The 15,758-nt window shown below is 41.5% G+C and carries 15 protein-coding genes; 14 read left to right on the top strand and 1 reads right to left on the bottom strand.

Annotated elements, in window-relative coordinates; all coding sequences use genetic code 11:
* On the top strand, nt 1-1,336 hold a 1,336-nt coding region (locus AC1DVB_RS10595), incomplete at its 5' end, for a DNA translocase FtsK (RefSeq protein WP_477589194.1).
* 32 nt (nt 1,337-1,368) lie between these two features.
* On the opposite strand, the gene AC1DVB_RS10590 is transcribed toward AC1DVB_RS10595, so the two are convergent.
* Entirely contained in the window at nt 1,369-1,668 is a 300-nt protein-coding gene (locus AC1DVB_RS10590; protein ID WP_057278391.1) for a DUF6509 family protein, read from the bottom strand.
* A 302-nt stretch (nt 1,669-1,970) separates the two neighbouring features.
* Between AC1DVB_RS10590 and AC1DVB_RS10585 the strand changes: the two genes are divergently transcribed.
* From AC1DVB_RS10585 to AC1DVB_RS10525, 13 genes are all read left to right on the top strand, one after another.
* The gene (locus AC1DVB_RS10585; protein ID WP_034313556.1) at nt 1,971-2,696 is read left to right on the top strand and encodes a GntR family transcriptional regulator; all 726 of its coding nucleotides are present in this window, start codon (nt 1,971-1,973) and stop codon (nt 2,694-2,696) included.
* A gap of 162 nt (nt 2,697-2,858) precedes the next feature.
* Nucleotides 2,859-3,947 (top strand): BMP family lipoprotein, encoded by a 1,089-nt coding sequence (locus AC1DVB_RS10580; RefSeq protein ID WP_095678836.1) that lies wholly within the window; start codon nt 2,859-2,861, stop codon nt 3,945-3,947.
* 204 nt (nt 3,948-4,151) lie between these two features.
* Nucleotides 4,152-5,687, top strand: coding sequence for an ABC transporter ATP-binding protein (locus AC1DVB_RS10575; RefSeq protein ID WP_057278389.1), 1,536 nt, complete (start codon nt 4,152-4,154; stop codon nt 5,685-5,687).
* A complete protein-coding gene (locus tag AC1DVB_RS10570; RefSeq protein WP_034313547.1) occupies nt 5,680-6,723 on the top strand; it encodes an ABC transporter permease in 1,044 nt (347 codons plus the stop codon). Before AC1DVB_RS10575 ends, AC1DVB_RS10570 begins: the two co-directional genes overlap by 8 nt.
* Nucleotides 6,724-6,762: 39 nt before the next feature.
* Entirely contained in the window at nt 6,763-7,683 is a 921-nt protein-coding gene (locus AC1DVB_RS10565) for an ABC transporter permease (protein WP_477589197.1), read from the top strand.
* A 210-nt stretch (nt 7,684-7,893) separates the two neighbouring features.
* The gene (gene yfmF, locus AC1DVB_RS10560) at nt 7,894-9,174 is read left to right on the top strand and encodes an EF-P 5-aminopentanol modification-associated protein YfmF (protein WP_477589190.1); all 1,281 of its coding nucleotides are present in this window, start codon (nt 7,894-7,896) and stop codon (nt 9,172-9,174) included.
* Nucleotides 9,174-10,460, top strand: a complete 1,287-nt coding sequence (gene yfmH, locus AC1DVB_RS10555) for an EF-P 5-aminopentanol modification-associated protein YfmH (protein ID WP_057278387.1) — start codon at nt 9,174-9,176, stop codon at nt 10,458-10,460. Before yfmF ends, yfmH begins: the two co-directional genes overlap by 1 nt.
* Nucleotides 10,461-10,478: 18 nt before the next feature.
* Nucleotides 10,479-11,204 carry an elongation factor P 5-aminopentanone reductase gene (gene ymfI / locus AC1DVB_RS10550; RefSeq protein WP_048684725.1) on the top strand — a complete coding sequence of 242 codons (726 nt, stop codon included), beginning with the start codon at nt 10,479-10,481 and terminating at the stop codon, nt 11,202-11,204.
* An 81-nt stretch (nt 11,205-11,285) separates the two neighbouring features.
* On the top strand, nt 11,286-11,543 hold the full coding sequence (locus AC1DVB_RS10545; protein WP_057278386.1) for a DUF3243 domain-containing protein: 258 nt from the start codon (nt 11,286-11,288) through the stop codon (nt 11,541-11,543).
* A gap of 243 nt (nt 11,544-11,786) precedes the next feature.
* Nucleotides 11,787-12,578: a DUF3388 domain-containing protein gene (locus AC1DVB_RS10540; protein WP_034313530.1), complete on the top strand. Its 792-nt coding sequence runs from the start codon at nt 11,787-11,789 to the stop codon at nt 12,576-12,578.
* A gap of 17 nt (nt 12,579-12,595) precedes the next feature.
* Nucleotides 12,596-13,495 (top strand): helix-turn-helix domain-containing protein, encoded by a 900-nt coding sequence (locus tag AC1DVB_RS10535; protein WP_057278385.1) that lies wholly within the window; start codon nt 12,596-12,598, stop codon nt 13,493-13,495.
* 164 nt (nt 13,496-13,659) lie between these two features.
* The gene (gene pgsA, locus AC1DVB_RS10530) at nt 13,660-14,244 is read left to right on the top strand and encodes a CDP-diacylglycerol--glycerol-3-phosphate 3-phosphatidyltransferase (protein ID WP_034313524.1); all 585 of its coding nucleotides are present in this window, start codon (nt 13,660-13,662) and stop codon (nt 14,242-14,244) included.
* 23 nt (nt 14,245-14,267) lie between these two features.
* The gene (locus tag AC1DVB_RS10525) at nt 14,268-15,500 is read left to right on the top strand and encodes a competence/damage-inducible protein A (RefSeq protein ID WP_057278384.1); all 1,233 of its coding nucleotides are present in this window, start codon (nt 14,268-14,270) and stop codon (nt 15,498-15,500) included.
* Nucleotides 15,501-15,758: the final 258 nt, after the last annotated feature.

The following is a 15,758-nucleotide window of genomic DNA, read 5'->3' as shown; positions in this document are numbered from 1 at the left end:
GCGCACCTTTCATAGCTTTGGAGTGAAAGCGAGGGTCACTCAAGTTCATTTAGGTCCTGCCGTAACCAAATATGAAGTACATCCGGATGTAGGGGTGAAGGTAAGTAAAATTGTCAGCCTATCCGATGACTTGGCCCTTGCACTTGCCGCAAAGGATATTAGGATCGAAGCGCCGATTCCCGGAAAATCGGCAATCGGAATAGAAGTGCCTAACTCCGAAGTGGCGATGGTGTCATTAAGGGAAGTTTTAGAGGCCAAAGAAGTTGACAAGCCTGACGCAAAACTGCAAATAGGCTTAGGGCGGAATATTTCCGGTGAAGCGGTTAAGGCGGAGCTCAATAAAATGCCGCATTTACTAGTGGCTGGTGCTACGGGCAGCGGGAAATCCGTTTGTATCAATGGGATTATTACGAGTATTCTGATGCGGGCAAAACCGCATGAAGTGAAAATGATGATGATCGATCCAAAAATGGTCGAGTTGAATGTCTATAATGGAATTCCCCACTTACTCGCACCTGTAGTGACCAATCCGAAGAAAGCTGCACAGGCTCTGCAAAAAGTGGTCAGTGAAATGGAAAGGCGCTATGAGCTATTTTCTCATTCCGGTACGCGAAATATTGAAGGCTACAATGATTACATTAACCGGTATAACATTGAAGAAGACGCCAAACAACCGCTCTTGCCTTATATCGTGGTCATTGTCGATGAGCTGGCAGATTTGATGATGGTCGCTTCTAACGATGTAGAGGATGCCATCACAAGGCTTGCACAAATGGCACGTGCTGCTGGCATCCACTTGATAATTGCCACTCAGCGGCCATCCGTAGATGTAATTACAGGGGTCATTAAAGCGAACATCCCATCTAGGATTGCCTTTAGTGTCTCATCAATGACCGATTCGAGAACGATCCTCGACATGGGCGGGGCCGAAAAACTGTTAGGCCGGGGTGACATGCTCTTCCTGCCTTCAGGAGCTTCAAAACCGGTCCGCGTCCAAGGGGCCTTTTTATCCGACAATGAAGTCGAGGAAGTTGTCACATATGTCATTTCACAGCAAAAAGCACAATACAACGAAGAAATGATACCCGATGAAATTGCAGAAACCTCAAATGGTGAAGTCGAAGATGATTTATATGGGGATGCGGTATCCTTGATCGTAGAAATGCAGACTGCATCCGTTTCCATGCTGCAGCGCCGTTTCCGGATTGGCTATACCCGGGCAGCCAGATTGATTGATGAAATGGAGGCTAGGGGAATTGTCGGTCCATATGAAGGCAGTAAACCACGAAATGTATTGGTTACAAAAGATGAACAAGATGAAGCGCATTCATCATAGGTAAAGAAAAAACCGGGCAGCTGCCCGGTTTTTTAAATATTCATCGCCTCGTCTAAATGTTGAAGGCAGAAGTCGGTAATCATCGCTTCTTCATCTTCTTCTAAATCGAATTCGAGTGCGCCTTCGTTCCCTTTTTCAAAAATATCATATTTAATCAATTTGCCTTTTTGTTCTTCTACAGCAAAAAGCACCCGGATATATAAACCATTTTCTGAAAAGAGCTCATCCTCTTCAGGCACTTCAATATCCAAGAACAACTCGTAACGTTCCCCGGACAAAATACCAAATGGATCATTCAATTTTTCGATTGTGTATTCTGTAATCTTTAACATCTTGTGTACATCCCTTCAAAGAAGATAAATCCTATTATACAGGAAAAAAGATCTTGAACATAGCTGCATGCATCTTGCATTTTTTTATAAATTTATCTGATTTAGGAGAATAATCGTACAAATTCCGCGGCCACATCTAGATTGAAAGACACAGGGAAGGGTAATTTCTCCTAAATTCTTTTAAAGTAAATAGTAAAACACTATTTATTTATATTAAAAAAAATGTTATATTATTTTCGATTAGTAGGAATGATTCAACATCAGAGGTCTGATGTCTTAAGAAATTAGCTGGGGGAAACTGTATGTCAATAAAATCAGATAGTCGACATTTATATTTGCAGGTCATTGATTACCTGAAGCAGGATATTGAAGCTGGAGTCTATCAGGAAAATGAAAAATTCCCTTCAGAATTCGATCTTGCGAAAAAATTGGGAGTTAGTAGGGCGACACTTCGAGAAGCGCTGCGAATTTTGGAAGAAGAAAACATTATCATTCGCCGCCATGGAGTTGGGACTTTCGTCAATCCGAAACCTCGGTTCACTTCAGGTATCGAGCAATTAAAAAGTGTCACGAACATGATTGAAGAGGCAGGGATGAAGCCGGGTACGATTTTCTTAAGCTCGACGGCCCAAGAACCTACAGAAGAGGATATACGCAGGTTTTCTTGTTCAACAGACGAACGCATCGTCAGCATCGAACGAGTAAGGACAGCGAATGGGGAGCCAGTCGTCTACTGTATTGACAAAATTCCTGAATCTATTCTTTCAGAAAATTTTGACCGTAATGATGAGTCTCTTTTTGATATTTTGGAAAGAGATGCGCATCGGAAAATTACGCATGCCGTAGCGGAGATTGAGCCCATTGGATATCATGAGAAAGTTTCTCCTATCCTTAAATGCTCGCCAGAAGCCGCGCTACTCGTTTTAAAGCAGATGCATCTGGATGATTGGGACCAGCCTATCCTGTATTCTGTTAACTACTTTAAAGCCAATATGTTCAGCTTTCATGTTCTTCGTAAACGTGTGTAGGCCTTGACTCTGCAAACGGATGAATGCAAGCGATTGTTTCGATTCCAAAAAAAGTCGATCAAAACGTATGCAAAAAAAATTAACGAGAAGTGAAAACGCAAACATGAATGACTTTTCAGAACATTCCTGCTCAAAAAACTATGTAAATTAGGGGGATAAAAATTGAAAAAGCGCAAATTAGGACTAGCTCTTTCACTTGTTCTTGCAGCCGGTACGCTACTGGGAGCATGTGGTAATTCAGAGAATGATGATAAAGAATCTTCAAATGGGAAAAACAAAGATAACTTCACTGTTGCAATGGTAACTGATACTGGCGGCGTGGATGACGAGTCGTTCAACCAATCCGCTTGGAAGGGCATTCAGGAATTCGGTAAGGATAATGGTCTGGAAAAAGGTAAGGATGGCTACAACTACCTGCAATCTAAATCTGATGCCGATTACGCTAAAAACCTGAATACGCTTGTACGTGAAGATTACCAACTAATCTATGGTATCGGTTTTCTTTTAGCCGAAGCTGTTGGTGAAGTGGCCGACCAACGTCCGGATTCAAACTTTGCTATCGTGGATACAGTTGTAGATAAAAAGAATGTAGCCAGCATCAATTTTAAAGAGCAGCAAGGTTCATTCCTTGTAGGTGTAATTGCCGGTCTGCAAACGAAAACAAACAAAGTCGGTTTTATCGGCGGAGTTGAATCTGAATTAATCAAGAAATTCGAAGTTGGCTTTAAGGCTGGGGTTTTATCTGTAAATCCGGATGCGAAAGTTGAAGTTAAATATGCCGGAGATTTCAATAAAGCTGATATCGGTAAATCCACAGCAGGCTCCATGTATTCTTCAGGCATCGATATCATTTATCATGCTGCTGGCGGAACTGGAAAAGGTGTATTCACTGAAGCAGTCGAGCAAAAGCAAAAAGATCCTAAGAGGGAAATCTATGTTATCGGTGTAGATAGCGACCAAGCTAAATTAGGGGCAGTTCCTGGAACTGACGACAACATCACACTTACTTCCATGCTAAAACGTGTTGACGTGGCAGTTAAAGACCTTTCCGAGAAAGCGAAAGAAGGAAACTTCCCAGGCGGAAAAGTAATTGAGTACGGTATCGAAGAAAATGGTGTAGGCATTTCCGATACAAAAGATAACGTAACAGAAGAATCTTTAAAAGCGGTCGAAGAGTGGACAGAAAAAATTAAATCAGGTGAATTCGTAGTTCCGGGAACGGATGAAGAATTCAAAAAACTTGATTTATAATCTCTAATGCCAGAAAGAATAGGGAGGCGAATTGCCCTCTATTCTTTCTTTTCCCAATTGGTCTTTGCAACTGAAAAATATCGAATGAAAAACTATGATAGAATCGTAGTTTTTCATTTGGTTTTTTTTAAAAAATCAATAAGCTAGTAGATGCAATTAAATGATTTTAAGAATATTTACACTCATTTTAGGAGTTGATAATACGTGGAATATGTAATTGAGATGCTTAATATCCGTAAGGAATTCCCCGGCATCGTCGCAAATGATAACGTTACCCTTCAGGTTAAAAAAGGGGAGATTCACGCATTATTAGGTGAAAATGGCGCGGGCAAATCCACATTGATGAATGTTTTATTCGGCTTATACCAGCCTGAACAGGGAGAAATCCGTGTGAACGGCAAGCCAGTCAAGATTACCAGTCCTAACATTGCCAATGATTTAGGGATTGGGATGGTCCATCAGCATTTTATGCTCGTAGACCCCTTTACAGTAACAGAAAATATCATTTTAGGAAAAGAACCATCCAAAGCGGGTAAGATCGATTTAAAAGAAGCGAGCGAGGAAGTTAGGAAACTATCAGAACAATATCAGCTTCGTGTTGACCCCTATGCGAAAATTGCCGATATTTCAATAGGGATGCAGCAGCGTGTCGAGATTCTTAAGACGCTTTACCGTGGTGCGGAAATATTGATTTTTGATGAACCGACCGCTGTATTGACTCCTCAAGAAATCAAGGAATTGATTTATATTATGAAAGCCCTTATCAAAGAGGGGAAATCCATCATTTTAATTACACACAAACTTAAGGAAATCATGGAGGTTTGTGACCGGGTAACGGTAATACGCAAAGGCCAAGGAATTGGTACAGTGAATGTCAACGAAACGAATCCTAACGAATTGGCTAGCTTAATGGTCGGTAGGGAAGTTCTGTTCAAGACGGAAAAAACGGCAGCTATTCCTTCGGATGTAGTTCTCGAGGTCCGGGAACTGGAAGTCAAGGATTCCCGGGGCGTTTCAGCTGTTCGGAACTTGGATTTAACTGTCCGTGCAGGAGAAATTGTCGGTATCGCCGGTGTTGATGGAAATGGACAATCCGAACTAATTGAAGCATTGGCTGGCCTAAGGAAGACAACAGCTGGTTCGATCATGCTAAATGGAAAAGAAATCAGGAATCTGAAGCCGCGTAAAATCACTGAAGCAGGTGTCGGCCATATTCCAGAAGACAGGCATAAGCATGGCTTGGTTCTCGATTACAGCATTGGGGAAAATATCGTCTTGCAAACCTACTATCAAAGGCCTTTTTCAAAAGCCGGTATCTTGAACTCAAAGAAAATATTTGAAAAAGCCCGTTCATTGATCAAAAGCTATGATGTTAGGACTCCGAGTGAATATACCCCGGCAAGGGCTCTTTCTGGCGGGAATCAGCAAAAAGCGATCATCGGCCGGGAAGTTGATAGGAACCCGGATTTATTGATTGCCGCACAGCCAACACGCGGGCTTGATGTAGGAGCGATCGAGTTTATCCATAAACGGCTCATTGAACAGCGTGATGCAGGAAAAGCGGTACTTCTCATTTCATTTGAATTGGAAGAAATCATGAATGTGAGCGATAGGATTGCCGTTATATACGAAGGGGAAATCGTCGCAATTGTCGATCCGAAAGAAACGACTGAACAGGAGCTTGGCCTTCTAATGGCCGGCAGTAAACGGACGGAAGCAGGTGGAAAACAAAATGTCTAAGTATTTATCTAAATTAACGAGTCCGTTAATAGCAGTTATCCTCGGCTTAGTCGTTGGGGCCATAATCATGTTGGTAAGCGGCTATGACCCAGTTGCCGGCTATGGCTCCATGGTAAATGGAATTATTGGGGATTCTTATTATGTAGGGGAATCCGTCAGGACAATCATCCCTTATATCCTTGCCGGTTTGGCAGTGGCTTTTGCTTTTCGCACGGGCCTTTTCAATATCGGTGTAGAAGGGCAATTAATTGTAGGCTGGCTGGCGGCAGTTTGGGTCGGAATCGCTTTTGATCTTCCAAGGATCATCCATTTGCCATTGGCCATATTAGCTGGTGCAGCTGCTGGGGCATTGTGGGCTTTTATCCCTGGTTATTTAAAAGCTAAGTTCCGTGTACATGAAGTAATCGTTTCCATCATGTTGAATTATACAGCTTTATATGTGACGAATTATTTAATTAGGAATGTAATGACTGACAAGCTGGATAAAACAGAAAGAATTGCTGATACAGCATCACTGCGGTCTCCTTTTTTTGAAAGCATTACGGATTTTTCCCGGATGCATTGGGGAATAGTGGTAGCGATTATTTGCGTAATCATCATGTGGTTCCTGCTTGAAAGGACCAAAACCGGCTTTGAACTGAAAGCGGTAGGTTTCAATCAGCACGCGTCCGAGTATGCAGGGATGAGTGTCAATAAGAACATCATACTTTCCATGGTTATTTCAGGTGCTTTTGCAGGACTTGCGGGTGCGATGGAAGGCCTTGGAACTTTCGGTTATGCCGCGGTCAAAGGCGGGTTCACAGGTATGGGCTTTGATGGGATTGCAGTAGCCTTATTAGGGGCGAATACGGCTATTGGTGTTGTGCTTGCAGCCTTATTATTTGGGGGACTGAAAGCCGGGGCCTTAAATATGCCGCTAGAAACCGGAATACCTAGTGAAATTGTGGATATTGTCATAGCATTGATCATTTTCTTCGTAGCATCCAGTTATTTTATTCGTTGGATTGCCGCTCGATTTAAGAAAGGGGTGAAATAAGTGGATTTTTTCCAAGTATTACAAATTATTATTCCATCTATGATAGCTCTAGCTGCTCCACTTATTTTTACTTCACTTGGAGGAGTGTTTTCTGAACGGGCTGGTGTCATAAACATCGGTTTAGAAGGTTTGATGGTCATTGGTGCCTTTACAGGGATTGTTTTTAACTTAATGTTTGCTGATGTATTTGGGGAATGGACTCCTTGGCTCGCAGTCTTAGCGGCAATGATTGCCGGCTTGCTGTTTTCCATTCTGCACGCTGTGGCATGCATTACGTTCAGGGCGGACCAAACGGTTAGTGGGGTTGCCATCAACTTGTTGGCAGTAGGTCTGACCATGTTTTTGGTGAAGCTGATTTTTGACAAAGGTCAAACTGATAGAATCACAGAAACATTCCCAAGGATTGATGTTCCGTTATTAAGTGATATTCCATTTATTGGGCCCATCTTTTTCGCAAATGGTTATTACATCGTATATATAGCGATTCTCATATCTTTTGTCGTTTGGTATGTTCTTTATAAAACACCATTCGGGTTAAGGATTCGTGCAGTGGGAGAACATCCCATGGCTGCTGATACGATGGGTGTCAATGTTACGAAAATCCGATATGCCGCCGTTTTATTATCAGGTGCTTTTGGAGGGATCGGCGGAGCGATTTATGCTACCATCTTTTCAAATGAATTCAATCATGTGACAATTAATGGTCAAGGTTTCATGGCCATTGCCGCCATGATTTTTGGTAAGTGGCACCCGATCGGGGCAATGGGAGCAGCTTTATTCTTTGGTTTGGCTCAAAGTTTAAGTATCGTTGGCTCGAGCCTTCCCTTCTTCAAGGATATTCCATCAGTTTACCTCTTGATCGCTCCATATGTTCTGACGATCATTGCGCTAACTGGTTTCATTGGACGTGCTGATGCTCCAAAAGCATCCGGACAGCCATACATCAAAGGGAAAAGATAAGTGTCTAACCGGTCAGCAAACTGTGCTGGCCGGTTTTTTCTTTAGAGATTGAGCCATAAATGATGGTGAGCTGGTGAAAAAACAAAAAAAGTAGCTGTAACTTGCATGATTTTTCCTTTCACATGTATATTTTAAGTAGATGTTTAAAAGGGTTCCAAACTACAAACAATAAGCTAATAAAGGTGATTTATATAATGAGGAGGATTATTCATGTCTATTGCTTCCGATACAATTACGGAAAAAAGCGGCTACAAGCTTCATGTGGTCCGGACGGATAAATATAAAACGAATACTCTCGTGCTGAAGATGAAGGCCGCTTTGACAAAAGAGGACGTTACATATCGTGCACTGCTGCCATATGTGTTACAAAGCAATACAAGTAAATATCCTACAACACCCGAGCTTCGATCTTATCTTGATGATTTATATGGAGCAGGGTTTTATGTCGATGTAGCTAAAAAAGGAGAATATCAAATCATAAGTTTTACGATTGATATCGTCAATGAAAAATTCCTTAGTGATTCAACCCCGCTTCTCGAAAAGGCTTTTGGGTTGTTATCAGAGGTGATCTTCAATCCGAAGAAAAACGGCGAAGCCTTTGACTCTAAAACGGTTTCCAATGAAATCCGCTCCTTAAAACAGCGGATTCAATCCATTTCCGATGACAAAATGCGATATTCAGCTACACGTCTAGTAGAGGAAATGTGCAAAAACGAACCATATGCTTTAGAAGCGAGCGGTAATCTTCAAGACTTGGAAACGATAACTCCAAAGTCCCTATTCGCCTACTATAAAAAAATGCTGTCGGAAGATGAAATCGATTTATATGTAATCGGCGACATCGATGGATCGGAAGTGGAGGCACTGGCTGACAAGTATGTGTCGTTGCAAGAACGTGAGCCTGTTAGACTGCCGAGGGATACGGGCAAGGCAGTGGAGAAGGAAAAAGAAATCATCGAGAATTCGGATGTAAAACAAGGGAAATTGAATATCGGTTATCGAACCCAAGTTGCATACGGTGATCCGGATTATTATGCTCTTCAGCTTTTCAATGGGATTTTTGGTGGCTTTTCACATTCAAAACTTTTCATTAATGTCAGGGAGAAAGCCAGCCTTGCTTATTATGCAGCTTCAAGGCTTGAAAGTCATAAAGGACTATTGATGGTCATGGCCGGCATTGAAAATGCCAACTACAAGCAGGCATTGGATATCATTCATGCACAAATGAAGGAAATGAAGCAAGGTAACTTTTCCGATGAAGAACTTGCACAGACAAAGGCGGTCGTTAAGAACCAGCTCCTTGAAACCATTGACGTTTCGAGAGGGCTTGTGGAAATTTTATATCATAATGTGATTTCCGGGCAGGATATATCACTCGACGAGTGGTTTGCAAAAACAGAGCGGACGACAAAGGAAGAAATCATTGCAGTTGGTCAAAAGATCCAGCTTGATACGATTTATTTCCTAACGGAAGCGGAGGTGCAAGGGTAATGGAAAAAATAGCATTCACTCAATTGAAAGAAGAGCTTTTCCATGAAAAAATGGATAATGGTCTTGAAGTATATATTCTTCCGAAAAGCGGGTTCAATAAATCATTTGCGACTTTCACGACGAATTATGGTTCAATCGACAACCATTTCAAACCATTGAATGAAACGGAATTCTCTAAAGTACCAGATGGGATTGCCCATTTTCTTGAACATAAGCTATTTGAAAAGGAAGATGGTGATGTTTTTCAGCAATTTTCAAAGCAGGGAGCATCTGCAAATGCCTTTACCTCTTTCACCCGTACAGCTTATTTATTTTCCAGCACGTCTGATTTCGAGAGGAATCTTACTACCTTAATTGACTTTGTCCAGGACCCTTACTTTTCGGAAAAGACGGTAGAAAAGGAAAAAGGAATCATTGGGCAGGAAATCAACATGTATGATGATAATTCAGACTGGCGGTTATATTTTGGGACGATTGCCAATATGTATCATCAGCATCCAGTGAAAATCGATATTGCCGGTACTGTGGAATCGATTGCAGGTATTACGAAAGATATGCTTTATGAATGTTATAATACGTTTTACCATCCTAGCAACATGCTCCTATTTGTTGTAGGACCGGTAGATGTCGAAAGTACCATGAAACTGATTCGGGATAACCAAAATGATAAAGGGTACAACGAACAACCAGCAGTGGAACGTAAATTTGACGAAGAGCCGGAAATCGTTGCCAAGGATAAGGAAGTCTTAAGGATGAATGTCCAGACACCAAAAGTGATGCTGGGCATCAAGGCCATCAATGTAAACCAATCCGGTTTACAGCTTTTGAAAAGGGAATTGGCGACCAATATTTATTTGGAAATGCTGTTTGGCAAAAGTTCGCCTTTGCATGAGGAGCTGTATGAGGAAGGGTTGATCGATCAAAGCTTCTCATATGATTACACACAGGAACAAGGTTTTGGGTTTGCGTTAATTGGCGGGGACAGTGCCAAACCTGATGAGTTGATGGAGTCTTTATTCGGTATCCTGCAAAAATCAAAAGCCGGAACCGGCCTGAATGAAGAAAGCCTGCAAAGGACTATCAAGAAAAAAATCGGTTCTTTCCTTCGTTCCTTGAATTCGCCGGAATATATAGCGAATCAATTCACCAGATATGCATTCAATGATATGAACTTGTTCGATGTTGTATCGGTATTGGAAAAACTAACTATCGAAGATATCAGGGAGGTCGCCAAGGACTTAATATCCGATGAACGGATGACAGTCTGTCAGGTACTTCCGAAATAATATAAAGGGGGCGTGAAAGTGGGGAAACGTTTTGCCCTTATTACAGGAGCCAGTGGAGGAATCGGCAGGGAAATCGCTATAAAGCTCGCCGAGGAGAATTACTCACTTTATTTACATTATAACAGCAATGAGGAAGCGATACTTGCCCTGATTGAAGAACTGAAGCCTCATCAAGTCGAACTTATTCCGATACAAGCGGATTTGGCTGCACCGGACGGCTATAAGAAATTGGCGGAAAATATTTTTGCCCTTCATGCAATCGTCCTTAATAGTGGCAATAGCTATTATGGGCTTATATCTGATATGGATGAGACTATCGTTACTGAAATGGTTCAGCTGCATGTAACGAGCCCTTTCCAATTAACAAAGGAACTGCTTCCAAAGCTTATGTACCAAGAACAGGCTGCCATCGTTGCCGTCACATCAATTTGGGGGCAGACAGGTGCATCTTGTGAAGTATTATATTCAATGGTCAAAGGCAGTCAAAATGCTTTTATCAAGGCGCTTAGCAAAGAAGTATCGCTTAATGGAATCCGGGTGAATGCCGTTGCCCCCGGTGCGATTTCCACTTCCATGCTCGAATCCTTCAGTGCAGAAGATCTGGAAATCATCAAAGGCGATATCCCGATGGGCAGGATGGGGCATTCCAAAGAGGTCGCGGAGGCCGTATACTATTTGCTTTCCGACAAGTCGTCCTATATAACCGGGCAGATTTTAGGCGTAAATGGCGGATGGTACACATGATTTTTTTTAAAGACATGAATAATTTCCTCAATTTCTTCACAAAATATCTTTGTACTATTTTGAAGGAAAGGGTGACCATTCATGTCTGTACTGGACAATTGGGATCAATGGAAAAACTTCTTAGGCGACAGATTACATCAAGGTGAACAACAAGGCTTGTCAGAAGGCGCTGTTACCAACTTGGCTTACGAAATCGGTGATTACCTAGCTAATCAGGTTGAGCCCCAGAATGATCAAGAGAAAGTGCTTGCTGATCTTTGGTCAGTGGCAAGCGATCAAGAAAAACATGCCATGGCAAGTGTCATGGTCAAGTTAGTCGAGAACAATGGAACGAAGTAAAATATCAATCCAAAAGGCCCTGTTATTAATTAACAGGGCCTTTTGGATTCGAGGGGGATGACTATTTGTCCTCTTATATAAAAATGAATACTTTTATAGGGTTTTTCCTTTTAACTTATCACGAAATGCTATATTATAGAAGCTAGACAATTAATATTAAAGTGTTCAGACCTTGAAATTTATGATGGATAAGTTTTTTGCCCATGATTAGGGTAAAAGCTTTTAGGCTTAAGGAGTGTTATCGTGGATAATAAAGAATGGTATTTTGAATATGAAATTCAAGTCAACCGTCCTGGTTTATTAGGGGATATTTCATCCCTTCTGGGTATGCTTTCCATTAATATCATCACCATTAACGGGGTCGATGAAGGCAGGCGTGGGTTACTTTTGTTGGCCAAAGACAGCCGTAATATAGAAAGATTCGAGTCAATTCTCCGTACGATGGATACGATAAAGGTCATTAAGCTTAGGGAACCTAAATTACGTGATCGCCTCGCAGTCAGGCATGGACGCTATATTCAGCGCGATGCCGATGAGAAAAACACTTTTAGGTTTGTTCGTGATGAACTAGGCTTGCTTGTCGATTTCCTGGCCGAGCTATTTAAACAGGAAGGTCATAAATTGATCGGGATCCGAGGGATGCCCCGTGTCGGAAAAACTGAATCTATCGTGGCATCGAGTGTTTGTGCTAATAAGAGATGGTTGTTTGTGTCCTCGACCCTTTTAAAGCAGACTATCCGCAGCCAGCTTATTGAGGATGAATATAATAATGATAATTTGTTCATTTTAGATGGAATTGTTTCCACTCGCCGTGCAAATGAGCGTCATTGGCAGTTGATTCGTGAAATAATGAGGCTTGATGCTGTCAAAGTAATCGAACATCCGGATGTTTTTGTCCAAAATACGGAGTATACCCTCGAAGACTTTGATTATATTATTGAATTGCGAAACAATCCTGAAGAAGAAATAACATATGAAGTTGTCGACCAAAAAGACCAGTTTTCAGGGTCCGATTTTGGTTCCTTTGACTTTTAAAATGGCAGGTGTTTTATTTGACTGAGTTGGGTAATCGATTAAAGGAAGCTAGGGAAGCCAAAGGTCTTAGCCTAGAAGATTTGCAGGAATTAACGAAGATCCAAAAGCGTTACCTCATTGGCATTGAAGAGGGAAATTACAGTATGATGCCAGGAAAGTTCTATGTACGGGCATTCATAAAGCAATATTGTGAAGCGGTCGGACTGGATTCAGAAGAGATTTTCGAACAATATAAGAGTGAAATACCATCGGTCTATAGTGAGGAATTGCCAGAACAGCTTTCACGGGTCCAATCCCGGAAAACCATTCCGGCAGGAGATTCAAAGGTAGTGGAATTGTTACCGAAGATCTTGGCTGCGGTTTTAGTCATTGGTGCGGCCGTATTGATTTGGGTTCTGGTATTGAACTATATGAGTAATCCGGATAACGAGGACAAAAAGGACGCGAAACAAAGCGATGCCGTGGGTTACAATAAAAGTGAAGAGTTTAACAAAGAAGAAGAGAATGCAGACCAAAAACAGAATGAAGAAAAATCAGATTCATCTGAAAAGAAGAATGAAGATGATACAGCAGTCAAAGATGAAGAGAAAGAGCAAAATCTTGCCGTCACAAGTTCCAGCGGTAAAAATAGTACGTATGAATTAAAAAATACCGATACTTTTAAATTAAAGGTGACCTCCAAAGGCTCACCATGGGTCGGCATAAAAAATGGTGAAGGTAAATTACTTTTCCAAGGCACTATCGAAAAGGACAAAAGCCAGGAAATTGATTTCACCAATGAAAAAGAAGCTGTCATCAATATAGGCAGGGCATATGAAACAGAGATTTATGTGAATGATGAGAAGCTGGAGTATTCCATTTCACCGACTGAAGTGAATACGCAATTGGTTACGATACAATTTACGAAAGCCGAATAGTCATCTTATAGATGACTATTTTTGCTCTATTTAATGGTAAGGCGGCGGGAAATGGTCCACTCGGCATATAAGATTGGATTTTGAGTTAAATTATACATATAAGCATTATTTTAGATCTAAGACGCAGGCCCGAATGGCAGGCGTAAATTTTGGAGGTAAAAGTTTTGAATCTGCCTAATAAGATTACAGTAGCAAGAATCTGTTTAATACCAGTATTTTTAATCATCATGCTCGTTCCTTTTTCATGGGGGACTCTGACTTGGGGAGAATACAGTTTGCCAGTGGCACACCTGGCTGGAGCCATCCTCTTTATAATCGCTTCCACTACGGATTGGATCGATGGCCATTTTGCCAGAAAATATAATATGATTACTGATTTAGGGAAATTTTTAGATCCATTGGCAGATAAACTTCTTGTTTCGGCTGCCTTAATCGTTTTGGTTGATCTGGATTTAATGTACGGTCAATCTTGGATTGCCATCGTGATCATAAGTCGCGAGTTTGCAGTCACTGGATTGCGTTTGGTGTTAGCGGGTACAGGGGAAGTGGTTGCAGCGAACCAGCTAGGTAAAATTAAAACATGGGCACAAATTGTTTCTATTTCGGCTTTATTGCTGCATAACCTTCCATTTGCCCTCATTTCACTTCCATTTGCCAATATCGCATTATGGATTGCATTAATCTTTACAATCTGGTCAGGTTTGGATTATTTTATAAAAAACAAAGAAGTGTTTGTTAATTCAAAGTAAAAACGAATGGTGGTTTTGAAAAGATGGATGCAGAAATCATTGCAGTGGGCTCAGAGCTTCTTTTAGGTCAAATCAATAACACTAATGGAAGATTCTTATCGCAGCAGTTTGCGGAAATGGGGATCAACGTTTTTTACCATACTGTGGTCGGGGATAACGACCGTCGATTACAACAAGCTATAGAAATCGCTGAATCGAGGGCGAACTTGATTGTTTTTACCGGTGGGCTTGGGCCTACCAAAGATGACTTAACGAAAGAAACGATTGCTCGCCATATCGGGAAAAAGCTCGTTTTTAATGATGAAGCTTTGCAATCCATTGAAGCTTACTTCCAAAAACGGGAACGGCCGATGACGGAAAACAACAAAAAGCAGGCCCTTGTCTTAGAAGGCAGTGAAGTGTTGGCAAACGATCATGGCATGGCCCCAGGAATGGTTTTGTCCAAATCCGGGATTACATATATGCTCCTGCCTGGTCCACCAAGTGAAATGGAGCCGATGTTTTTAAGTTATGGTTATGAAAAGATCATGAATAAATTGGAAAAGCATGAACGGATCGATTCCAAGGTTTTACGGTTCTACGGTATAGGTGAAGCCGAACTGGAAACGGTGATTGAAGATCTCCTTGTCAATCAAACGAATCCGACAATCGCTCCGCTGGCAGCCGAAGGGGAAGTGACGTTAAGGATCACCGCCAAAGGCCCTTCCAAAGAAAAATGCGAAGAACTTATTTTAGAAACGGAAAAAGAAATTCTTGGCAGGGTCGGCAAGTTCCATTATGGAAGTGATAATACTTCGCTAATAAAGGAACTTGTAAAAGAATTAACGGTCCGCAAGCTTTCAATCGCGGCAGCTGAAAGCTTGACCGGGGGGATGTTCCAAGAACAGCTGACAACCATCCCGGGCGCCGGTAAAGTCTTTAAGGGCGGAATGGTCTGCTATACGAATGATGCGAAGTCCAATGTCCTCGGCGTCAGTGATGATACCATATCTGAGTATGGGGTGGTCAGCGGTGAGTGTGCAATGGAAATGGCCTCTAATGTCCGGAGTAAGCTCGATGCGGATGTAGGCATAAGCTTTACGGGTGTTGCAGGGCCGGATGAACAAGAAGGCAAGCCTGTTGGTACAGTATTTATTGGCATTTCCTATCGCGATGGAAACACTCATTTCAAGGAGTTGAATCTTTCCGGTAGCAGGGCGCAAAACCGTATTCGGAGTGTGAAATACGGCTGTCATTACCTATTAAGGGATTTATAAACGCCATAAGCAGAGCTTTAATACAGCTCTGCTTTTTATTTGGTTTTAGAAGTTTGTTTCTTGAAAAATAGGGAAAAAAGAAAAAAGTTAATTCAATAAAAATGTATTTTTTAGGGAGTAAGTGAAGCGAAATGGAAATTTCCTTAAGCTAAAACGCTTTTTTACAAAGAATATCCCGAAAGAAAAAAACGAATGAATGTTCGACTTTTTGCTTGGCAAAATAGTAAAAAGAGTATATAGTAAAGATAGGTTTTGAGA

This window comes from Peribacillus sp. P4_D6 (genome assembly GCF_056401795.1).
This window is presented reverse-complemented; position numbering and strand designations above follow the sequence as displayed.

Bases quoted from the DNA above. Each gene is read 5' to 3' on its own strand.
- AC1DVB_RS10590 (WP_057278391.1), bottom strand. From the start codon at position 1,668: ATGTTAAAGATTACAGAATACACAATCGAAAAATTGAATGATCCATTT.
- AC1DVB_RS10585 (WP_034313556.1), top strand. From the start codon at position 1,971: ATGTCAATAAAATCAGATAGTCGACATTTATATTTGCAGGTCATTGAT.
- AC1DVB_RS10570 (WP_034313547.1), top strand. From the start codon at position 5,680: ATGTCTAAGTATTTATCTAAATTAACGAGTCCGTTAATAGCAGTTATC.
- AC1DVB_RS10565 (WP_477589197.1), top strand. From the start codon at position 6,763: ATGATAGCTCTAGCTGCTCCACTTATTTTTACTTCACTTGGAGGAGTG.
- yfmF (WP_477589190.1), top strand. From the start codon at position 7,894: ATGTCTATTGCTTCCGATACAATTACGGAAAAAAGCGGCTACAAGCTT.
- yfmH (WP_057278387.1), top strand. From the start codon at position 9,174: ATGGAAAAAATAGCATTCACTCAATTGAAAGAAGAGCTTTTCCATGAA.
- AC1DVB_RS10545 (WP_057278386.1), top strand. From the start codon at position 11,286: ATGTCTGTACTGGACAATTGGGATCAATGGAAAAACTTCTTAGGCGAC.
- AC1DVB_RS10525 (WP_057278384.1), top strand. From the start codon at position 14,268: ATGGATGCAGAAATCATTGCAGTGGGCTCAGAGCTTCTTTTAGGTCAA.